This is a genomic window from Kurthia gibsonii (assembly GCF_006539985.1).
Taxonomy (GTDB): Bacteria; Bacillota; Bacilli; order Bacillales_A; family Planococcaceae; genus Kurthia; species Kurthia gibsonii.
On record NZ_BJOB01000005.1, the window covers coordinates 1 to 21014 of the forward strand.

The window sequence follows — 21014 nt, forward strand, 5'->3', positions numbered from 1 at the left end:
AAGACAAGTAGTTTTACTTGACAGAAATAGGGTTTTTCATTAATATACAAAGGAATATGTCTACGAATGTATAAAAAATACTACACATGATAGAATAGATGTGTTAAGGAGAAGTTAACGATGCTTTTAGATAAAACAACACGTATGAATTTCCTTTTTGATTTTTACCAAGCATTATTAACGGATAAACAGAGAAGTTATATGCAACTTTACTATTTAGATGATCTTTCTTTAGGCGAAATTGCTGAATCGTATGAGGTGTCACGTCAAGCGGTTTATGATAATATTCGTCGAACAGAAGCGATGCTGGAGGAATATGAAGAGAAATTACAGCTTTTCCATAAATTCAAAAAAAGACAAAAAATTACAGACAAATTATCAGCTTGCTTACAAGATGACACAACAGAAAAGGCAGATTTATTGCCGCTTGTTGAGCAATTGAAGCAGGACTAGGGGGCGACAATTATGGCTTTTGAGGGTTTAGCAGAGCGACTCCAAAGTACGATTCAAAAGATTAAAGGGAAGGGTAAAATTAACGAACAAGACGTTAAAGAAATGATGCGCGAAGTTCGTTTCGCTTTAATCGAAGCCGATGTTAACTTAAAAGTAGTAAAACAATTTGTTAAAACTGTAAGTGAACGTGCAATTGGTCAAGACGTCATGAAAAGTTTAACACCAGGTCAACAAGTTATTAAAATTGTACAAGATGAATTGACGAATTTAATGGGTGGCGAACAAAGCCTTGTTAAATTTGCGACGAAACCACCCACTGTTATTATGATGGTCGGTTTACAAGGTGCTGGTAAAACAACAACTACAGGTAAATTAGCAAATCTATTACGCAAAAAATACAATAAAAAACCGTTGCTTGTAGCAGCCGATATTTATCGTCCAGCAGCTGTAAAGCAATTAGAGACACTAGGTAAGCAATTAGGTATTCCTGTATTCCAAAAAGGTACAGAAGTATCACCAGTTGATATTGCCAAAGAAGCATTAGAACACGCTAAAGAAGAACATCTCGATGTTGTGATTATTGATACAGCTGGTCGCTTACACATTGATGAAAATCTCATGCAAGAACTAAAAGATATCCGCGCTTTAAAAGAGCCAGACGAAATCTTCTTAGTTGTGGATGCAATGACAGGTCAAGATGCTGTCAACGTTGCGAATAGCTTTAATGAAGCAGTTGGCATCACAGGTGTTGTTTTAACAAAATTAGACGGTGATACACGTGGTGGTGCGGCGTTATCTATTCGTACAGTAACTGAAAAACCGATTAAATTTGTTGGTATGGGCGAAAAAATGGATGCGCTTGAAACATTCCACCCAGAGCGTATGGCATCACGTATTTTAGGTATGGGTGATGTTTTATCATTAATCGAAAAAGCGCAGGCACAAGTAGATGAAGATAAAGCAAAAGAATTAGAAGAAAAGTTTAAAACACAAACTTTTACATTCGATGATTTCCTAGAGCAAATGGCGCAAGTGAAAAAAATGGGACCATTGGAAGATATCTTAAAAATGATTCCAGGTGTGAATAAAATGAAGGGCTTAGATAATATTAATTTTGATGATAAACAAATTGATCATATCGAAGCCATCATTCAATCGATGACGATTGCAGAAAAAACAAACCCTGAAATTATTAACGCAAGTCGCAAAAAGCGTATTGCAAAAGGTTCAGGTTGTACGGTTCAAGAAGTAAATCGTCTTATTAAGCAATTTGATGAAATGAAAAAAATGATGAAGCAAATGACAGGTATGTCGACTAAGAATAAGAAAAAGTTCAAATTGCCAGGAATGGATTCATTATTTAAATAAAATAAAGTGTGTTAAGAAAAAATACTTTACAAGCTATTGTAATTTCATTTGATTTAAGGTAAAATAATGTGTGTTAAGAATAAACACTTTACAAACAATCGAAAGCTTGATATTATACTATCTTGTGTGAAACTTATTCGGAGGTGCAAAATAAACATGGCAGTTAAAATTCGTTTAAAACGTATGGGTGCTAACAAAGCTCCTTTCTACCGTATCGTAGTTGCTGATTCACGTTCACCACGTGACGGTCGTTCGATCGAAACAATCGGTACTTTCAATCCATTAACTTCTCCTGAGGAAGTTAAAATCGACGAAGCTAAAGCTTTAGCTTGGTTAGGTAACGGTGCGAAACCATCAGATACAGTACGTAACTTGTTCTCAAAACAAGGAATCATGGAAAAATTCCATAACTCAAAAAAAGGTAACTAATATTACTTTTTAAATAATCGGGGGTGACATTTGTGGAACAACTGATCGAAACAATCGTAAAACCTTTAGTCGATTTTCCGGATGATGTGAACATTACTGTTCAAGAGAGTTCGAATCGAATTGTTTATAAGCTTTCTGTAAATCCTCGTGATGTCGGAAAGGTCATTGGCAAACAAGGTAGCGTTGCAAAAGCAATTCGTGCAATTGTTTACTCAGCCGCAAGCAGTCACCGCATGAAGAAGACATACGTCGATATTCAAGATTAGCAGAAAAGGAGGGAGCTTATGTTCCTTCCTTTTTTGTTTAAAAAATTAAAAGAGGTGTATCCAATGGAATGGTTTAACGTAGGAAAAATCGTCAATACACATGGTATTCGTGGTGAGGTACGTGTCATTTCGCAAACAGACTTCCCAGAAGAACGTTACGAAGTAGGTGCAGAATTAGGTATTTTTATTCCAGGTGAAAAAAAACCAACAATCGTAAAAGTTGCTTCTGCACGTGCGCATAAAAACTTTATCTTACTGACATTTGAAGGATATCCATTCATCCAAGATGTAGAAAAATTCAAAGGTTCGGAATTAAAAATTCACGAAAAATATTTAGATGATCTTGGTGATGATGAGTTTTACTATCACGAAATCGTAGGTTGTACGGTATTCGATGAAGAAGATAATGAGATTGGTGAGATTACAGAGATTCTTCAAACAGGTGCAAACGATGTTTGGACAGTTAAAGGTGTAAATGGAAAAATGCATTATATCCCTGTCATTTTAGATGTTGTGAAAGAAGTCGATGTCGATGAAAAACGTATTACAATTGAACTGATGGATGGCTTATTATCATGATGAATATCCATGTATTATCATTATTCCCTGATATGTTTGAGGGTGTTTTCGGTTCGTCTATTCTAAAGAAAGCACAAGAAAAAGGCGCTGTACAAATGAATGTGACAGATTTTCGTTCTTTCTCACAAAATAAGCATAATCAAGTAGATGATTATCCTTATGGCGGTGGTGCGGGAATGGTGCTGAAGCCAGAACCTCTTTTCCATGCAGTAGAAGATTTAGTCGCACAAGGGAAAAAGCCACGCATTATTTTAATGTGTCCGCAAGGTGAGCGTTACGATCAAAAGAAAGCAGAAGAATTGGCTAAGGAAGAAGATTTGATCTTTTTATGTGGTCACTATGAAGGCTATGATGAGCGCATTCGAGAGTACCTTGTAACCGATGAAATCTCGATTGGTGATTTTGTCTTAACAGGTGGCGAATTAGCCGCTATGACGGTTATTGATAGCGTCGTACGCCTCCTTCCAGGGGTTTTAGGACAAGAAGCTTCTCACGTAAATGATTCGTTCTCAACAGGATTACTTGAGCATCCACACTATACGCGTCCTGCAGATTTTCGCGGCATGAAAGTCCCAGATGTATTAATGTCAGGGAATCATGCGAAAATTGAACAATGGCGTATGGAGCAATCATTGAAAAGAACGTTTGAACGTCGCCCAGATTTGCTTGAACACGTTGAATTAACAAAAGAGCAGCAAACTTATTTAAAACAATTAAAAAATAATTCAAAGCTGTAAAGTATATTAGCTTGCAAGCGACATTGAAGTATGATAGTATTTAAAATGCATTTCCTATGAGGAATGCCGTATTACGATGTTCCGCTGTAGCAACCAAGAGCGATCTATAAGAGCATCTGTCTAAGGAGAGAATAAAATGTCAAACATTATTACAGAAATTACTAAAGATCAATTACGTACAGACATCCCTGCATTCCGTGCTGGTGATACTGTAAGCATCGACGTTAAAATCGTTGAGGGTACTCGCGAACGTATCCAAAAATACGAAGGTGTTGTAATCAAACGTCGTGGTGGCGGTATTAGCGAAACTTTCACAGTACGTAAAATTTCTTACGGTGTTGGTGTAGAACGTACATTCCCTGTACATACACCAAAAATCGCTAGCTTAACAGTTACTCGTCGCGGTAAAGTACGTCGTGCGAAACTATACTACCTACGTAACCTACGTGGTAAAGCAGCTCGTATCAAAGAAATTCGCTAATTTCTTAGCTGTTAAAGAGAGTACTATCCAATTGATTTCTTTTGGGTAGTGCTTTTCTTTTTGCCTGTAAAAAGAAATCCTTGTACAATGAGTATAGAATGTAGAGGGAGGCGCGCTATGGAAACGAAACAAAAGAAAGAAAAGAATGAACTATGGGAATGGACGAAAGCTTTAATTATCGCTTTTGCATTAGCAGCCTTCATTCGTTATGTGCTATTTACACCGATTGTCGTAGATGGGGAGTCGATGATGCCTACTTTACACAGTGGTGATCGAATGGTTGTGAATAAAGTTTCTTACAAGATTTCCGATATTCATCATAGTGATATTGTCGTTTTCCAAGCTCCGGAGAAAAGAGATTATATTAAGCGTGTAATTGGTTTGCCGGGTGATACGATTGAATACAAAAATGATGTATTATATCGGAATGGTAAGGCGATCGATGAAGCTTATTTACAACAATTTAAAAAAGCCATTCAAGATGGTGGCACATTAACAGAAGATTTTCAATTACAAGACTATGTACAAAAAGACAGAGTACCAGAAGGATATGTATTTGTAATGGGTGATAATCGACGTAATAGTAAAGATAGTCGACATATTGGACTCATTCCAGAGAACAAAATTATTGGTAAGGCGAGTATCGTTTTCTGGCCACTCGATCAATTTGGCTTAGTGAAATAGATGTAGGAGTGAGAGAATGACCATTCAATGGTTCCCAGGGCATATGGCGAAAGCTCGCCGTCAAGTAACAGAAAATTTAAAGCTAGTCGATATCGTATTTGAACTAATCGATGCGCGTTTACCGATGTCATCACGTAATCCAATGCTAGATGATATTATTCACCAAAAAAATCGTTTACTTATTTTGAATAAAGCAGATATGGCTGATGAAGTACAAACAAAGCGTTGGGTCCAATATTTCACAGATAAAGGACATCATGTTGTTGCGGTCAATTCGCTTGATTCAAAAGGTTTAAAGCGTGTTGTAAAGGCAGCAGAAGCAGTGCTGAAGCCAAAATGGGATCGTATGCGTGCAAAAGGTTTAAAAACACGTGCTATTCGTGCGATGATTGTTGGGATTCCGAACGTTGGTAAATCTACAATGATTAACCGTTTAGCGAAGAAAAATATCGCAAGAACAGGTAATACACCAGGTGTGACGCGTTCACAACAATGGATTAAAGTTGAAAAAGAACTTGAATTACTTGATACACCAGGGATTTTATGGCCGAAGTTTGAAGACCAAGAAGTAGGTTATAAGCTAGCTTTGACAGGCGCGATTAAAGATACGATTACGAACATGGATGATTTAGCGATTTATGGATTACGTTTCTTAGAAAAATACTATCCAACTCGTTTAGAAGAACGCTATAAAATTACAACTGTTGCAGAAGAAGTGGTGGAGACATTCGATCATATCGGACGTTTACGTAATGTAAAAGCAGCAGGTGGAGAAATCGACTATGATCAAGTATCAGAATTAATTGTACGCGATATTCGTAATGAGCATTTAGGAAAGTTAACATTCGATTTCGTCGAAGATTATGAATAATGCAATCTAAGGCTGTTCTTTCGCTATAATAAAGCGAGAGGGCAGTTTTTTTATATAAAAATAAGAAAAAGAACCGATAGAAAAGTTAGATGAGAGGGAATTAGATGAAGACAATTAAAGCGATTAAAGAAGCGTTAGCACAAGAACATACATGGCAAGAATGGATGACGGAACTTGAACAAGATGAACGAGAAGGTGTAAAGAAAGCACTGCAATCTTGGAAACGTCAGCAAGAAAAAAGAGAGAAGCTACAACAAGAGCATGAAGCGAAAATTCAATTTGATGATGCCTATCGTACACATGAAGGATCATACATTGCAGGAACGGATGAAGCAGGTCGTGGGCCACTAGCAGGACCTGTTGTGACTGCGGCTGTTATTTTACCAGCAAAATGTGATGCATTACTGGGTTTAAACGATTCGAAACAATTGTCACTTGAAAAAAGGGAACAATTTATGCGACTTATTGAAGAACATGCTCTTGCAAGTTATATTCACTTTCAATCAGAAAAAGCAATTGATACACTGAACATTTACGAAGCGACAAGACAATCAATGAAGGCATCGATTGAAGGTTTATCGATTCAACCCGATTTTGTATTAGCCGATGCGATGACATTGGATATTGCAATTCCACAAGAATCGGTTATTAAAGGAGACGCGAAAAGTTTATCGATTGCAGCGGCTTCTATTTTAGCGAAAACCGCGCGGGATCATTATATGGAACAAATGGATGAAAAGTATCCAGGCTATGGATTTGCGAAACATGCGGGTTATGGCACAAAACAACATCTAGAAGCCATTCAACAATTAGGTGTGACACCGATTCATCGTAAAACATTTGAACCGATTAAATCGATGTTGCAAAAGGAGTGAGGGAACTATGAATCTATCCGGTGTGAATGTAGGGCAAATTCAAGGAACTGCGACTGCTGCACAACCTGTTTCGATGCAAGAAGGACAAGTCTTACATGGAACTATTAAAAAATTGTATCCAAATCAACAAGCTGAAATTAATATTGGCGGTCAGAAGATGGTGGCGAAACTTGAAACACCAATGCAAGCAGGGAACACACATTTCTTTCAAGTAACCGCAACAACGCCCGATTTAACGTTAAAAATGGTTAGTGGTCCAGTTGATGCAAAAGCATCCTTAATGGATCAAACTAAACAAATGATTGATACGATGAAATTGCCACAAACAAAAGAGATGCAACAAATTGTGTCACAATTAGTTAAAAATAATATTCCATTTAATAAAGAGCAGTTAATAGCAGCGGAACAATTATTAAAAGGTGCAAATGGTGCTGAAAGATCTCAAGCATTGGATGCTTTACAAAAGATGATTGAATTGAAACTACCCATGACATCAACAAGTTTACAAGCAGTTATGGAAGGTAGTTTAAAAGGTGGTTTTACAAATTTACTGGGAAATTTAGAGCAATCAATTCGACTAGATGCACAATTAGCACCTCAATTAAAAGAAGCAATCTTACAACAGTTGGCACGGTTGAAGTCACCTTTAAGTGAACAAACTGGAAATATTGTACTTGGAAAATTACTTGGCAGTAACACACCAGAAGCAGGGCAAATTTTACAACAAGCGGGTGTTGGAGTAAAAGCGGAGACGACTGACATTGTAAAACAGTTATTTCAGCAATTTAAGATGGAATCGAATGAAGCCATTCGTCAATTATTACAAAAATCAATGACGAAAGAGAATTTGCAAAACTTGTCACAAGCGATTCAACAGCATCCAATGCTAACAAAAGATCAACAACAAGCGATTCAGCAGGCAATTACGCGTATGCAATTAGCGCCAAATGCATCGAATCAAGCACAAGTTATTCAAGAAGTTACAACACAATTAGCAAGCGTGAAGGAGAGTATTCCTCAGTTGATGAGCCAACTGAAAAACGTAACAGCTGAAACGCAACCAGCGATTATTCAAAAATTAGCCACTGCTGTTGCAGAGAATCCAACTTTAACAATGCAACAAAAACAAGAAGTGATTGCACAATTAGGACAAGTGCAGAAGAATGGGGCTGAAAATGTCTTTAAAGCGCTTGTAACTGCTTTTGCAACACAAGTTGGTTTACAACCTACAGAAGAAGCAACGAACCAATTAAGCCAATTATTACGCGTTTCAAAAGACCAGTTAAGTTCACTTATGCAAAACCTAACACGTACATTGCAGCAACAATCGACACCTTTTGCACAGCAAATGTTACAGGATGTTGAAAATCTGCAAATGACTCAATTATCTGGACATGCTGTACAAGCTTCCATGAAAAAGACATTAAGTGAGCTTGGATTGAGTCTTGAAGCAAACATTTTACAGTCGAATCCAGAGCAAGCGCAGCTCTCATCGACATTGAAATCACTCATGCATGCCCTTGTTCATGAAAATGTCACAAATTCGACAAGAAATTTAGCAGAGCAAGTAATCGGGCGTATGAATGGACAACAATTACTGTCAATGGATCAAGGACAACAGCAACAAATCGTTATGCAAATCCCATTACAATTCTTCGGAAAACGAATTGATGCGACATTACAGTGGTCAGGAAGCAAGAATAAGGATGGGAAAATAGACTCAAATTTTGCACGAATTATGTTCTATTTACATCTTGAAAATCTGCATGAAACGGTTATAGATATGCAAGTGCAAAGTCGCGTTGTGACGCTAAATATTTATACTGAAAATCAGCAAAGTCAAGGGATAATTGACCCTTTAAAAGAGGTGTTAAAGGCTCGATTAGCAGAGCAAGATTATCGCCTTTCAGGTGTTTTTCTGAAAAAGTTTGATGAGCCTAAACCAACTGTTAAACAACAGTCGAAAATCATCGGCAAAAGTGAAGATGGAGGGGTCGACTTTAGAATATGAAAAAAGAAAATCGTAAAGAAGCTGTCGCCTTATCATTTAATCCTGAACAATCAGAAGCACCAAAAGTCATTGCGAAGGGAAAGGGGCTTGTTGCGGACTCTATTTTGAACAAAGCACAAGAAAGTGGTGTGCCAATTCAAGAGGATCCAAATCTAGTACAGTTATTAGGACAGTTAAATCTAAACGAATCTATCCCTGAAGAACTGTATCAAGCTGTAGCGGAAGTATTTGTATTTATTTACAAAATAGACCAAATAAATGGTAAAAATAAATAAAAAAAACACTGATTTTTTATGCGAAAATCAGTGTTTTTTTACATTAACTTAGAAAAAAGACGTATATCGAATGATATTTTAGTATAAAATAGATTATGGACAACTTTTTGAATATTTAATACAATGGAGAAGAAGTAGCAATGCTTTACAATTAAGATGGGAGGCAATTTGATGAATATCCATGAATATCAAGGTAAAGAAATTCTTCGCCAATACGGGGTGGCGGTTCCGAAAGGACGCGTAGCTTTTTCTCCAGAGGAAGCAGTGAATGTGGCGAAAGAACTGAGCTCAGATGTTATGGTAGTAAAAGCTCAGATACATGCGGGGGGTCGAGGTAAAGCAGGCGGCGTTAAGATTGCGCGCAACCTTGAAGAAGTACGTGCTTATGCAAAAGAGTTATTAGGAAAAGTTCTTGTAACCCATCAAACAGGTCCACAAGGTAAAGAAGTGAAACGACTGTATGTTGAAGAAGGTTCAGACATTAAGAAAGAATATTACTTAAGTTTAGTCGTAGACCGTCAAACATCACGCGTTACATTAATGGGTTCCGAAGAAGGCGGTATGAACATAGAAGAAGTTGCTGAAGAAACACCAGAAAAAATCTTCACAGAAGTAATTGATCCAGTGGTAGGTTTAACAGGTTTCCAAGCACGTCGTTTAGCGTTCAATATCAACATTCCAAAACACCTAGTAAATAAAGCTGTGAAATTAATGCTTGGTATTTACGAAGCATTCATTGATAAAGATGCATCAATTTTAGAAATTAACCCACTTGCTGTAACAGGTGATGATGAGGTAATCGCATTAGATGCGAAATTTAACTTTGATAGCAACGCATTATACCGTCATAAAGATATCGTTGAGTTACGTGACTACGATGAAGAAGATGAAAAGGAAATTGAAGCATCAAAATACGATTTAAGTTACATCGCATTAGATGGTAACATTGGTTGTATGGTAAATGGTGCTGGTTTAGCTATGGCTACTATGGATACAATTAGTTACTACGGTGGTTCACCGGCTAACTTCTTGGACGTTGGGGGCGGTGCTTCTGCTGAAAAAGTAAAAGAAGCATTTAAAATTATCCTTTCTGACCAACAAGTTAAAGGTATTTTCGTTAATATCTTTGGTGGGATTATGAAGTGTGACGTAATTGCTGAAGGTGTAGTAAAAGCAGCTTCAGAATTAGGCTTAGAAGTACCGCTTGTTGTGCGTTTAGAAGGTACAAACGTAACAAAAGGTAAAGAAATTCTAAATGAATCAGGCTTAAATATTACTGCAGCTTCATCGTTAGCAGATGGCGCAGAAAAAATCGTAAAACTTGTTGGATAAGAGAGGCGGACTATAAAATGGCTATTTTTATTGATAAAGATACAAAAGTGTTAGTTCAAGGGATTACAGGCTCTACAGCTCTTTTCCATACGAAGCAAATGCTTGAATATGGAACAAAAATTGTAGCTGGTGTTACACCAGGTAAAGCAGGTACAGTAGTTGAAGGTGTTCCGGTATTCAATACGGTTTCAGATGCAGTTGCAGAAACTGGTGCAAACGTATCCGTAATCTATGTACCAGCACCATTCGCAGCAGATGCAATTTTAGAAGCTGTAGATGCAGAATTAGATATGGTGATCTGTATTACAGAACATATTCCTGTAATCGATATGGTAAAAGTGAAACGTTATATGGAAGGCAAGAAAACACGTTTAATCGGACCAAACTGCCCAGGTGTTATTACAGCAGATGAGTGTAAAATCGGTATTATGCCAGGATACATCCATACAAAAGGTCATGTAGGTGTTGTATCTCGTTCTGGTACATTAACGTATGAAGCAGTACATCAATTAACTGAAGCTGGAATTGGTCAAACGACAGCAGTTGGTATTGGTGGAGACCCAGTAAACGGTACAAACTTTGTAGATGTTTTAAAAGCATTTGAAGAAGATCCAGAAACATATGGTGTTGTAATGATTGGTGAGATTGGCGGTACAGCTGAGGAAGAAGCAGCTGAATTCGTTAAAAATCACATGACTAAACCAGTTGTCGGCTTCATCGGTGGTCAAACAGCACCTCCAGGAAAACGTATGGGTCACGCAGGCGCGATTATCTCAGGTGGTAAAGGTACAGCAGCTGACAAAATCAAGGCTTTAAATGAAGCAGGTATTGAAGTTGCACCAACACCAGCAGCAATTGGTGAAACATTTATTAAAGTTATCAAAGAAAAAGGTCTATACGAAAAGTGTAAAACACATTAAGATATAAATAGATGAGCTAGTTATTTTAGCTAGGAGTAAACAGGAATCTTGCGCAAGCGGTTCCTGTTTTTCATTGCTAGAAATCAGGTCATCTTTATATGAAGAGGAGGCGAATACCATGCAATTTGACGCGGCATTTCACGCACTACATTATGTGCGTCAGTACCCACTGAATCGCTTGTACCCCCTATTACAAGTAGATCCAGAACTTGAAACCCTCCCTCATATGAAACCCTCACAACTTGCATACTATTTTCAAATTACATTAAAACAAGCAATACAACTTCATGCAGAGTTCCATCAAGTTTACCAAACAGACTGGCATGCTTTTTATGTAAAACAGCAGATAGTCCCAATCCCATTTTATAATGAACACTATCCTATTTCTTTACTAGATGTGTATGATCCACCCGCGATGCTTTACTGTAAAGGTGACATAACGTTATTGCAAAAATATCAAAAAGTCGCTATAGTTGGTTCAAGAAAAGCTACCAATTATTCACAAAAATGTTTAACAGCTATCATACCACCCCTTATTTCGCAAAATATCGCGATTGTAAGCGGTTTAGCGAGAGGGGCAGATAGAATGGCTCATGAGACAACAATCGCTCATTTAGGCAATACTATAGCTGTTTTAGGAAATGGTTTACATTATCACTATCCGAGGGAACATAAAACATTGCAGCTAGAAATGGAAAAAAAACATCTCGTTTTAACAGAATATCCACCGCATATGCCACCTCAAAAGTGGCAGTTTCCGAAAAGAAATCGCATCATAAGTGGACTGAGTGATGGTATTGTACTAACTGAAGCAGAATTAAAGAGTGGAACAATGAGTACAGTTGAATATGGTTTGGATCACGGTAGAAATATTTTTTCAGTTCCTGGAGATATTTTCTCACCCCTCTCTGCAGGTCCAAATAAGTTGATATATGAGGGTGCAACGCCTGTTTTACATGGGCAACAAATAATAGAAGAAATGAAGAATAATTCATCACGAAAATGAAAAATGGTTGCAAAACTTGATTTTCTGTTATACATTTTGCAACAGGTAATTGTTTTCAAAATATGAAACTTCACCTCTACAAGGGGGCAAACACATGTCGGATTATTTAGTTATAGTGGAATCGCCCGCAAAAGCAAAAACAATCGAGCGATATTTAGGAAAAAAATATAAAGTAAAAGCTTCCATTGGTCATGTGCGTGATTTACCACGTAGCCAAACAGGAATTGATACAGAGAACAACTATGAACCGCGTTATATTACAATTCGAGGCAAAGGTCCTGTCTTACAGGAATTAAAAACAGCTGCTAAAAAAGCAAAAAAAATCTATCTCGCAGCCGATCCAGACCGCGAAGGAGAAGCGATTGCTTGGCATTTAGCAACTGCTTTAAATATTGATATTGAATCAGATTGTCGCGTTGTTTTTAATGAGATTACAAAAGATGCAATCAAAGAATCATTCAAACATCCACGTCCAATCGATTTAGACTTAGTTGATGCACAACAAGCACGTCGTATTTTAGACCGTCTTGTTGGATATAATATTAGTCCTTTACTATGGAAGAAAGTCAAAAAAGGTTTGTCAGCAGGTCGTGTTCAATCAATTGCACTGCGTCTGATTATTGACCGCGAAAACGAAATTAAAAACTTCCAACCAGAAGAATATTGGTCAATCGAAGCTTCTTTTGAAAAAGGTAATAAAGTATTCGATGCAGCATTCTATGGTACGACAAGCGATAAAATTAAATTAACAAATGAAGCGGAAGTTCAAAACATATTAAAACAAATCAAAGGTGAAGATTTTGAAGTAGCAAAAGTTCTAAAGCGTGAGCGTAAGCGTAATGCAGCGCCGTCATTTACAACATCTTCTTTACAACAAGAAGCAGCGCGTAAATTAAACTTTAGAGCAAAGAAAACGATGATGTTAGCACAGCAATTATACGAAGGAATTGACCTTGGTAAAAAAGCAGGTGGCATTGTCGGGTTAATTACCTATATGCGTACAGACTCAACGCGTATTTCAGAAACAGCGAAAAAAGAAGCGCATGAATACATTCTCGAAAATTATGGTGAAGAATATACAACACCTGTTGAACAACAAGCGAAAAAATCTGAAAAGGCACAGGATGCCCATGAAGCGATTCGTCCAACATCAACAATGCGTCATCCGGATACATTAAAAACAGTTTTATCTCGTGACCAACTTCGTTTATACCGTTTAATTTGGGAACGATTCATCGCCAGTCAAATGGCTTCTGCTGTATTAGATACAGTAACAGCAGATTTACAAAATGGTGATTTACTATTCCGTGCAACTGGTTCACAAGTGAAGTTCCCAGGTTTCATGAAAGTATATATCGAAGGTTCAGATGACCAAAAAGAAGAAAAATCTAAAGATAAGTTATTACCACCGATGGAACAAGGCGATCTTGTTAAAACGGTTGAAATTGAACCGAAACAACATTTCACGCAGCCACCACCACGTTTTTCAGAGGCACGTCTTGTTAAAACGTTAGAAGAGCTAGGTATAGGTCGTCCATCTACGTATGCACCAACATTAGATACGATTCAAAAGCGTGGTTATGTCACACTTGAAACAAAGCGCTTTGTACCAACGGAGCTAGGTGAAATTGTGCATAGTCTAGTGCTTGAATTCTTCTCAGACATTGTGAATATTGAATTTACAGCGAAGATGGAGAATGACTTAGACTTAATCGAAGAAGGACAAAAGCAGTGGGTAGAAGTCATTGATGCATTCTACAAAGACTTTGAAAAAAACTTGAAACATGCGGAAGTCGCGATGGAAAAAGTCGAAATTAAAGATGAACCTGCAGGAGAAGACTGTGAATTATGTGGTCATCCGATGGTATTCAAATTAGGTCGATACGGTAAGTTCATGGCATGTAGCAACTTCCCAGAATGTCGTAACACAAAAGCGATTGTGAAGGAAATTGGTGTGAAATGTCCAACATGTAAAGAAGGCGAAATTGTTGAGCGTAAGAGTAAAACAAAACGTATCTTCTATGGTTGCAATCGTTACCCAGACTGTGACTTTGTATCATGGGATAAACCAATCAGTCGTCCATGTCCGAAATGTAACGAAATGCTTGTTGAAAAGAAAATCAAAAAAGGTGTTCAAATTCAATGTACGTCTTGTGACTACAAAGAAGAACCGACACAATAAAACAAAAGAAGGAGTCGTTTTTAAACGGCTTCTTTTTCTATGTTAGGAACAATCTTTCGCGTAAATAACACTTTCAAGCTAAGCTATTTTTATGATACAGTAAGCAAGAACATTTTATTTTAAGAAGTAGAGAAAGTAGGTCGTACAATCCATGACATATGTAAATGTAATTGGTGCTGGTTTAGCAGGTAGTGAAGCAGCATGGCAAATTGCCAAGCGTGGTATTCAAGTAAAACTTTATGAGATGCGTCCAGTAAAACAAACACCGGCACATCATACAGATAAATTCGCAGAGCTTGTATGTTCAAACTCATTGCGCGCAAATAACTTAACAAATGCAGTTGGCGTAATTAAAGAAGAAATGCGTAAACTTGATTCAATTATTATTGAAGCAGCAGATTCTTGTTCAGTACCAGCAGGTGGCGCTTTAGCAGTTGACCGTCATGAGTTTGCTGGCTATGTAACAGAAAAAGTGAAAAATCACCCGCTTGTTGAAGTGATTCATGAGGAAGTAACTGAGATTCCGAAAGATGGTATTACCGTAATTGCAACAGGTCCGTTAACATCACCAGAACTTGCAAAATCTATTCAAGAGGCGACAGGACAAGACTATCTATACTTTTATGATGCAGCAGCTCCAATCATTGAAAAAGATAGCATTGATATGGATAAAGTGTATTTAAAATCACGCTATGATAAAGGCGAGGCAGCATACCTAAACTGCCCAATGAACGAAGAAGAATTTAATGCTTTCCAACAAGCTTTAATTGAAGCAGAAGTAGCACCTTTAAAAGAATTTGAAAAAGAGAAGTATTTTGAAGGGTGTATGCCAATTGAAGTAATGGCAGCACGTGGTCCGAAAACGATGCTATTTGGTCCAATGAAGCCAGTAGGTTTAGAAGATCCTAAAACGGGCAAACGTCCACATGCCGTTGTTCAACTTCGTCAAGATGACGCAGCTGGAACACTATATAATATAGTAGGTTTCCAAACGCATCTAAAATGGGGCGAGCAAAAACGTGTATTCCAAATGATTCCGGGTCTTGAGAATGTTGAAATTGTTCGTTATGGTGTCATGCATCGTAATACATTCATCAACTCACCAAAAGTATTAGCACCGACATATCAATTAAAATCACAACCGAACGTGTTCTTTGCAGGTCAAATGACAGGTGTTGAAGGATATGTAGAGTCAGCTGGTAGTGGTCTAATTGCAGGGATTAATGCGGCGCGTATGGCAATGGAACAAGATTTAAAAATCTTTCCTGCCGAAACAGCGCTTGGTAGTATGGCGCGCTATATTACAGAAGCAGATTCAAAACACTTCCAACCAATGAATGTAAACTTCGGTTTATTCCCAGCACTTGGTGAAAAAATTCGTTCAAAACAAGAACGCGGCGAAAAACATGCTGAACGTGCTTTAGCGAGCATTGAAGCATACATTGAGTCCGAAAAATTGTAAAAAAGTCCACCTAGTACGGACATTTGTTTGTATTAGAAAAAAATTTGATAAAGCCGAGCAAAGTTGATATACTTTGTTAGGCTTTTTTATTGTGTTTTTGACTTGTGTGCTATTTAATGGTATGTCCTTTTTTAGTACAGTTCACGAAAACGCCGTAAATCTACAGAAAATTAGCATAGTCAATATAATTTGAAGTGCTTTGACTTTCTTTTATTTTCTGATAATGCGAAAATAAAAGAAAGTATGGAAAATGAGGTGTTCAAATGCGTATTAGTCAACATGAAGCACTCCAACAATTTATTACATATATTCAGTTGGAGAAAAACTATTCTTCTCTAACATCTGAAGCGTATCAACAAGACTTACAAGAATTCTTTTCATTTTTAAAACAAGAACAAGTAACTACGCTAGAAGAAGTAGAATATGTACATGCGCGTTTGTTTGTCACACAACTATACAACGAAGAAAAAGCAAGGGCGACAATCTCACGAAAGATTTCGTCTATTCGTTCGTTCTTTCGCTTTTTAAATCGTGAGTTTCAGTTGAATGATGCATCTTTCCAATCGCTTTATCATCCTAAAAAAGAAAGTCGACTACCACGCTTTTTTTATGAGGAAGAATTGAAAATGCTATTTGAAGCAAACGAAGGGGAAACACCTAAAGAGAAAAGAGAACTCGCAATTTTGGAGTTATTATATGCAACAGGCATTCGCGTAAGTGAATTAACATCGATTCAATTAAAAGATGTTGATTTTTCATTAAGTATTTTACGCGTAATGGGGAAAGGGAGAAAAGAACGATATGTTCCTTTTGGACAATTTGCACACGAAGCTTTGCAACTGTATGTGACCGATGCGCGTCCTATTTTAATGAAGAAACAGCAACATGATTCGCTTTTCGTTAATATGAGAGGTGAGCCACTGACTGCTCGTGGTGTACGATATATTTTGAATGAAATGGTAAAAAAAACAGAATTAACGACGACGATTTATCCACACATGATCCGTCATACATTTGCCACACATTTATTAAATCAAGGGGCAGACTTACGTACAGTGCAAGAGCTACTTGGACATGCAAGTTTATCATCTACACAGGTGTACACCCATGTCACGAAGGAACATCTTCGCAATACCTATATGAACGCTCATCCAAGAGCGTAAAATGACGAGGAGTGAGCAATATGGAATTACATGCAACAACGATTTTTGCAATCCAACATAAAGGGCAGAGTGCAATGGCTGGTGACGGTCAAGTAACACTCGGAAATTCAGTTGTAATGAAGCATACAGCAAGAAAAGTAAGACGATTGTTTAATGGACAAGTACTTGCTGGATTTGCAGGTTCTGTAGCAGATGCTTTTACGCTCTTTGAAATGTTTGAGGGTAAATTAGTTGAGTACAATGGTAACTTACAACGTGCAGCTGTAGAAGTAGCCAAGCAATGGCGCGGCGATAAAATGTTACAAAAATTAGAGGCGCTTTTACTTGTGATGAACAAGGATACTTTATTACTTGTATCTGGTTCTGGAGAAGTAATTGAACCAGATGATGGAATTTTAGCAATCGGTTCAGGTGGGAATTATGCGTTATCAGCAGGTAGAGCTTTAAAACAATATGCAGGTGAACAAATGACAGCAAGAGAAATTGCAGAGGCTTCGCTGAACATTGCTGCAGATATTTGTGTCTTTACAAACCATAATATTATTTTGGAGGACTTAGACGTATGAATGAACAAACACCAAAACAAATGACAGAGTACCTCGATCGTTATATTGTCGGTCAAACGAATGCAAAAAAATCTGTAGCGGTTGCATTACGTAATCGTTATAGAAGACAACTACTATCTGAAGAAATGCGCGAAGAAGTTGTACCGAAAAATATTTTAATGATTGGACCAACAGGTGTTGGTAAGACAGAGATTGCACGACGAATTGCAAAATTAGTTAAAGCACCTTTTTTAAAAATTGAAGCAACAAAATTCACAGAAGTCGGCTATGTAGGACGCGATGTGGAATCGATGGTGCGTGATTTAGTTGAGGTGTCTGTTCGCCTTGTAAAAGAAGAAAAGCGTGCAGAAGTAAAAGAAGAAGCAGAAATATTAGCGAACGAAAAAATCGTGAAATTACTTGTACCAAGCCTCAAAAAGAAAAAGCAAGCAAATACGGCTAATCCATTCGAAATGTTATTTGGTGGTCAACAACCTCAAGAAGAGACAACGGAAGATGATCCACAAATTCGTGTTAAACGTTCTCAAGTGGCAGAAGATTTAAAAGCCGGAAAACTTGAACAAGAGATTGTAACAATCGAAGTGACAGAGCAACCTTCCAATATGCTAGGTGCTTTTACAGGTATGCCGGGTATGGATATGGGTGGTAATAATATTGGGGACTTACTGTCAAATATGATGCCATCACAGAAGAAAAAACGTAAAGTGGCAGTGGAAGAAGCACGTCGTTTATTAACAATTGAAGAAGCAAATAAATTAATTGATGAAGATGAAGTATCGGCAGAGGCTGTTCGACGCGCAGAACAATCAGGGATTATCTTCATTGATGAAATCGATAAGATTGCTGTAAAAGGTAATAATGGTGGTCCTGGTGTGTCACGTGAAGGCGTACAACGTGATATTTTACCAATCGTTGAAGGCTCAACTGTGAATACAAAATACGGTAGTGTCCGTACAGACTTTATGCTATTTATCGCAGCAGGTGCATTCCACATGTCAAAACCGTCTGATTTAATTCCAGAATTACAAGGACGATTCCCGATTCGCGTTGAATTAGATAAACTGACAAAAGAAGATTTTGTACGTATTTTAAAAGAACCGCATCATTCACTGATTACACAATATAAAGCACTTTTAGCAACTGAAGGTGTGGAAATTGACTTTACAGATGAAGCGGTTGATAAGTTAGCTGAAATTGCTTCAAAAGTAAATCAAGAGACAGATAATATTGGTGCACGCCGTCTGCACACTATTTTAGAAAAGTTATTAGAAGAATTATCATTTGAAGCTTCAGATATCTCACCGGCACATATTGATATCACGCCAGCTTATGTGGAGCAAAAATTAGGTGATATTGCTGAGGACAAAGATTTGTCAGAGTTTATCTTATAGTTTATAATGTTAATTGAACAAACAATTAAAAAACTTTTGAATTTTCTGTAAATAACAGAAAATTCATGGGAGGACATAAATCAATGAATTTATTAGAAAAAATCCGTAAAATTAACTCGATGTTACAAGCATCAGCTGGTAAAGCGGTTAACTTTAAGGAAATGGCGAATACTTTAGGAATGGTAATTGAAAGTAATGTATTCATCGTTAGCCGTAAAGGTAAGTTATTAGGTATTGAAATTAATCAACAAATTGAGAATGAGCGTACTGCAAAAATGTTTGAAGAACGTCAATTCCCAGAAGATTATACAAAAAAACTATATGATTTTAGCGAAACTGTATCGAATATCGGTGTTGACGATGAACATACAGCATTCCCAGTTGAAAATCGTGATGTATTTAAAAACGGTTTAACAACAATCGTACCAATCAATGGTGCTGGTGAACGTTTAGGTACATTAATTCTTGCACGTATTGATAACCGTTTTGAAGATGAGGATTTAATCCTTGCTGAATACGGTGCAACTGTAGTTGGTATGGAGATTCTTCGTGAAAAAGCAGAAGAAATTGAAGAAGAAGCGCGTTCAAAAGCTGTTGTGCAAATGGCAATTAATTCATTGTCTTACAGTGAATTAGAAGCAATTGAACATATCTTTGAAGAGTTAGATGGTTCTGAAGGTTTATTAGTTGCCTCTAAAATTGCAGATCGTGTAGGGATTACACGTTCAGTAATCGTAAACGCATTACGTAAGTTAGAGTCAGCAGGTGTAATCGAATCACGTTCTTTAGGTATGAAGGGAACATATATTAAAGTATTAAACGCAAAATTCCTAACAGCATTAGCAGAAATTAAAATGCGTTAATTAAAAGAATAAAAGCTTGAGGCGCAAACATGTTGTCTCAAGCTTTTTTTATTCCAAAGATATACAAATTTTTATTTTTGCGTTATATTTTGTTAGAAGGTAGAAGAATGGATTTTAAAAAAACAATATATCCCTTTAAAGTTCATATTTTCAATATTAAAATATGTATTTTTTGTGAAGTTAAAAAAAGGGATAATAAATAATAGTTGATATACCAACCTTCTTTATTGTTTTTTTTGATAATTATTAAAATTTCTGAGATAAAAAAGCGAAAAAATATACTTTTTGAAAAAGCTTTGAAATGTTATAGTATTCACTTGAGGACGAGGCAACAGTAATTTTCTCATATCTTACAAATCGAAAAAAATTCGTCTAGTAAAAAAGTCTTTCTAATTTTATGATGAGGTTTTTCAAACAATTTAATTTAGAATTTGAAGATTATTTTTAATTGTTTCTAAACGAATTGAAAAGGACTTAAGATGGGTGTATAAAGTAACATGGTGATAGTGTAAACTTCTGAAAACAACATTGAGATGATGGAAAAACTTTTGTATGCAATAAAACTAGCTCCTAAACAATAAAATAAGTATTTATACCTATTCTAATGTATCTAATATCAATAGACACTTTGGATTATCTTTATTACAATTATAATAGCTAAAGAAAAATTTCCTACGTAAATGAAAAAGTAATGAGGTGAGTTAATTGGATCTTTTTGGGGGAACAATTAAAAATCTGGAAAATGGATTAAATTATGCAACGGTCAGACAAAAAACAATTGCACAAAATATCGCAAATGTAGATACACCGAACTATAAAGCAAAATCAGTTAGTTTTAAAGATTTACTACAAGAAGCAAATAATGAAGTTTTAACAGCAAATCGTACAGATGCAAGACATATTAACTTCACTGGTGAATCGACAACACCAGGCGTATATAGTTATGCAAATTTAAAATACCGTCAAGATGGTAATGGTGTTGACATGGATACAGAACAAGCTAATTTAGCTAAAAATGCAATTTACTATAATGCTCTAATTGAACGAGTAAGTAGTAAGTTCAATACGTTACAAACTGTGCTCAAAGGAGGTAACTAGAA

The 21014-nt window shown here is 36.8% G+C and carries 22 protein-coding genes; all 22 read left to right on the forward strand.

The window, feature by feature from the left end; translation table 11 throughout:
- The first annotated feature begins 120 nt into the window (after positions 1-120).
- The 22 genes from KGI01_RS02395 to flgB all read left to right on the forward strand — a co-directional run bounded on the left by KGI01_RS02395 (position 121) and on the right by flgB (position 21012).
- Entirely contained in the window at positions 121-453 is a 333-nt protein-coding gene (locus KGI01_RS02395) for a putative DNA-binding protein (protein WP_068454951.1), read from the forward strand.
- Between the two features lie 12 nt (positions 454-465).
- Complete coding sequence (gene ffh / locus KGI01_RS02400) at positions 466-1821, forward strand: signal recognition particle protein (protein ID WP_141272967.1); 1356 nt, start codon at positions 466-468, stop codon at positions 1819-1821.
- A 156-nt stretch (positions 1822-1977) separates the two neighbouring features.
- Positions 1978-2250 carry a 30S ribosomal protein S16 gene (rpsP, locus tag KGI01_RS02405; RefSeq protein WP_068454945.1) on the forward strand — a complete coding sequence of 91 codons (273 nt, stop codon included), beginning with the start codon at positions 1978-1980 and terminating at the stop codon, positions 2248-2250.
- Between the two features lie 32 nt (positions 2251-2282).
- Complete coding sequence (locus KGI01_RS02410; protein ID WP_068454942.1) at positions 2283-2516, forward strand: KH domain-containing protein; 234 nt, start codon at positions 2283-2285, stop codon at positions 2514-2516.
- Between the two features lie 63 nt (positions 2517-2579).
- Positions 2580-3095 (forward strand): ribosome maturation factor RimM, encoded by a 516-nt coding sequence (gene rimM / locus KGI01_RS02415; RefSeq protein ID WP_068454939.1) that lies wholly within the window; start codon positions 2580-2582, stop codon positions 3093-3095.
- Positions 3095-3832 (forward strand): tRNA (guanosine(37)-N1)-methyltransferase TrmD, encoded by a 738-nt coding sequence (trmD, locus tag KGI01_RS02420; RefSeq protein WP_141273110.1) that lies wholly within the window; start codon positions 3095-3097, stop codon positions 3830-3832. Before rimM ends, trmD begins: the two co-directional genes overlap by 1 nt.
- 136 nt (positions 3833-3968) lie before the next feature.
- Positions 3969-4313: a 50S ribosomal protein L19 gene (gene rplS, locus KGI01_RS02425; protein WP_068454936.1), complete on the forward strand. Its 345-nt coding sequence runs from the start codon at positions 3969-3971 to the stop codon at positions 4311-4313.
- 117 nt (positions 4314-4430) lie between these two features.
- On the forward strand, positions 4431-4997 hold the full coding sequence (lepB, locus tag KGI01_RS02430) for a signal peptidase I (protein WP_141272970.1): 567 nt from the start codon (positions 4431-4433) through the stop codon (positions 4995-4997).
- Positions 4998-5013: 16 nt separating this feature from the next.
- Positions 5014-5868 (forward strand): ribosome biogenesis GTPase YlqF, encoded by an 855-nt coding sequence (ylqF, locus tag KGI01_RS02435; protein WP_068454930.1) that lies wholly within the window; start codon positions 5014-5016, stop codon positions 5866-5868.
- Between the two features lie 104 nt (positions 5869-5972).
- Entirely contained in the window at positions 5973-6743 is a 771-nt protein-coding gene (locus KGI01_RS02440) for a ribonuclease HII (protein WP_141272972.1), read from the forward strand.
- A gap of 7 nt (positions 6744-6750) precedes the next feature.
- Complete coding sequence (locus KGI01_RS02445) at positions 6751-8754, forward strand: TP0910 N-terminal domain-containing protein (RefSeq protein WP_141272974.1); 2004 nt, start codon at positions 6751-6753, stop codon at positions 8752-8754.
- The gene (locus tag KGI01_RS02450; RefSeq protein WP_141272976.1) at positions 8751-9029 is read left to right on the forward strand and encodes an EscU/YscU/HrcU family type III secretion system export apparatus switch protein; all 279 of its coding nucleotides are present in this window, start codon (positions 8751-8753) and stop codon (positions 9027-9029) included. The genes KGI01_RS02445 and KGI01_RS02450 overlap by 4 nt, the downstream gene beginning before the upstream one ends.
- 171 nt (positions 9030-9200) lie before the next feature.
- Positions 9201-10361 (forward strand): ADP-forming succinate--CoA ligase subunit beta, encoded by a 1161-nt coding sequence (gene sucC, locus KGI01_RS02455; protein ID WP_068454917.1) that lies wholly within the window; start codon positions 9201-9203, stop codon positions 10359-10361.
- Positions 10362-10378: 17 nt separating this feature from the next.
- On the forward strand, positions 10379-11281 hold the full coding sequence (gene sucD, locus KGI01_RS02460; protein WP_068454914.1) for a succinate--CoA ligase subunit alpha: 903 nt from the start codon (positions 10379-10381) through the stop codon (positions 11279-11281).
- 118 nt (positions 11282-11399) lie between these two features.
- Positions 11400-12287 carry a DNA-processing protein DprA gene (gene dprA, locus KGI01_RS02465; RefSeq protein WP_141272978.1) on the forward strand — a complete coding sequence of 296 codons (888 nt, stop codon included), beginning with the start codon at positions 11400-11402 and terminating at the stop codon, positions 12285-12287.
- A gap of 94 nt (positions 12288-12381) precedes the next feature.
- Complete coding sequence (gene topA / locus KGI01_RS02470; protein ID WP_141272980.1) at positions 12382-14469, forward strand: type I DNA topoisomerase; 2088 nt, start codon at positions 12382-12384, stop codon at positions 14467-14469.
- Positions 14470-14620: 151 nt separating this feature from the next.
- On the forward strand, positions 14621-15931 hold the full coding sequence (gene trmFO, locus KGI01_RS02475; RefSeq protein ID WP_068454905.1) for an FADH(2)-oxidizing methylenetetrahydrofolate--tRNA-(uracil(54)-C(5))-methyltransferase TrmFO: 1311 nt from the start codon (positions 14621-14623) through the stop codon (positions 15929-15931).
- 263 nt (positions 15932-16194) lie between these two features.
- Complete coding sequence (gene xerC, locus KGI01_RS02480; RefSeq protein WP_141272982.1) at positions 16195-17094, forward strand: tyrosine recombinase XerC; 900 nt, start codon at positions 16195-16197, stop codon at positions 17092-17094.
- Positions 17095-17114: 20 nt separating this feature from the next.
- Positions 17115-17660, forward strand: coding sequence for an ATP-dependent protease subunit HslV (gene hslV / locus KGI01_RS02485; protein ID WP_141272984.1), 546 nt, complete (start codon positions 17115-17117; stop codon positions 17658-17660).
- Positions 17657-19051: an ATP-dependent protease ATPase subunit HslU gene (hslU, locus tag KGI01_RS02490; protein WP_141272986.1), complete on the forward strand. Its 1395-nt coding sequence runs from the start codon at positions 17657-17659 to the stop codon at positions 19049-19051. Before hslV ends, hslU begins: the two co-directional genes overlap by 4 nt.
- A gap of 83 nt (positions 19052-19134) precedes the next feature.
- A complete protein-coding gene (gene codY, locus KGI01_RS02495) occupies positions 19135-19914 on the forward strand; it encodes a GTP-sensing pleiotropic transcriptional regulator CodY (protein WP_141272988.1) in 780 nt (259 codons plus the stop codon).
- A gap of 705 nt (positions 19915-20619) precedes the next feature.
- The gene (flgB, locus tag KGI01_RS02500) at positions 20620-21012 is read left to right on the forward strand and encodes a flagellar basal body rod protein FlgB (protein WP_141272990.1); all 393 of its coding nucleotides are present in this window, start codon (positions 20620-20622) and stop codon (positions 21010-21012) included.
- Positions 21013-21014: the final 2 nt, after the last annotated feature.

What these genes read in the sequence shown, in the direction of transcription:
- rpsP (WP_068454945.1), top strand. Translation starts at nt 1,978, where the DNA reads ATGGCAGTTAAAATTCGTTTAAAACGTATGGGTGCTAACAAAGCTCCT.
- hslV (WP_141272984.1), top strand. Translation starts at nt 17,115, where the DNA reads ATGGAATTACATGCAACAACGATTTTTGCAATCCAACATAAAGGGCAG.
- sucD (WP_068454914.1), top strand. Translation starts at nt 10,379, where the DNA reads ATGGCTATTTTTATTGATAAAGATACAAAAGTGTTAGTTCAAGGGATT.
- xerC (WP_141272982.1), top strand. Translation starts at nt 16,195, where the DNA reads ATGCGTATTAGTCAACATGAAGCACTCCAACAATTTATTACATATATT.
- topA (WP_141272980.1), top strand. Translation starts at nt 12,382, where the DNA reads ATGTCGGATTATTTAGTTATAGTGGAATCGCCCGCAAAAGCAAAAACA.
- codY (WP_141272988.1), top strand. Translation starts at nt 19,135, where the DNA reads ATGAATTTATTAGAAAAAATCCGTAAAATTAACTCGATGTTACAAGCA.
- trmD (WP_141273110.1), top strand. Translation starts at nt 3,095, where the DNA reads ATGAATATCCATGTATTATCATTATTCCCTGATATGTTTGAGGGTGTT.
- ffh (WP_141272967.1), top strand. Translation starts at nt 466, where the DNA reads ATGGCTTTTGAGGGTTTAGCAGAGCGACTCCAAAGTACGATTCAAAAG.
- trmFO (WP_068454905.1), top strand. Translation starts at nt 14,621, where the DNA reads ATGACATATGTAAATGTAATTGGTGCTGGTTTAGCAGGTAGTGAAGCA.
- KGI01_RS02395 (WP_068454951.1), top strand. Translation starts at nt 121, where the DNA reads ATGCTTTTAGATAAAACAACACGTATGAATTTCCTTTTTGATTTTTAC.
- KGI01_RS02450 (WP_141272976.1), top strand. Translation starts at nt 8,751, where the DNA reads ATGAAAAAAGAAAATCGTAAAGAAGCTGTCGCCTTATCATTTAATCCT.
- sucC (WP_068454917.1), top strand. Translation starts at nt 9,201, where the DNA reads ATGAATATCCATGAATATCAAGGTAAAGAAATTCTTCGCCAATACGGG.
- hslU (WP_141272986.1), top strand. Translation starts at nt 17,657, where the DNA reads ATGAATGAACAAACACCAAAACAAATGACAGAGTACCTCGATCGTTAT.
- rplS (WP_068454936.1), top strand. Translation starts at nt 3,969, where the DNA reads ATGTCAAACATTATTACAGAAATTACTAAAGATCAATTACGTACAGAC.
- lepB (WP_141272970.1), top strand. Translation starts at nt 4,431, where the DNA reads ATGGAAACGAAACAAAAGAAAGAAAAGAATGAACTATGGGAATGGACG.
- dprA (WP_141272978.1), top strand. Translation starts at nt 11,400, where the DNA reads ATGCAATTTGACGCGGCATTTCACGCACTACATTATGTGCGTCAGTAC.
- rimM (WP_068454939.1), top strand. Translation starts at nt 2,580, where the DNA reads ATGGAATGGTTTAACGTAGGAAAAATCGTCAATACACATGGTATTCGT.
- ylqF (WP_068454930.1), top strand. Translation starts at nt 5,014, where the DNA reads ATGACCATTCAATGGTTCCCAGGGCATATGGCGAAAGCTCGCCGTCAA.
- KGI01_RS02445 (WP_141272974.1), top strand. Translation starts at nt 6,751, where the DNA reads ATGAATCTATCCGGTGTGAATGTAGGGCAAATTCAAGGAACTGCGACT.
- KGI01_RS02440 (WP_141272972.1), top strand. Translation starts at nt 5,973, where the DNA reads ATGAAGACAATTAAAGCGATTAAAGAAGCGTTAGCACAAGAACATACA.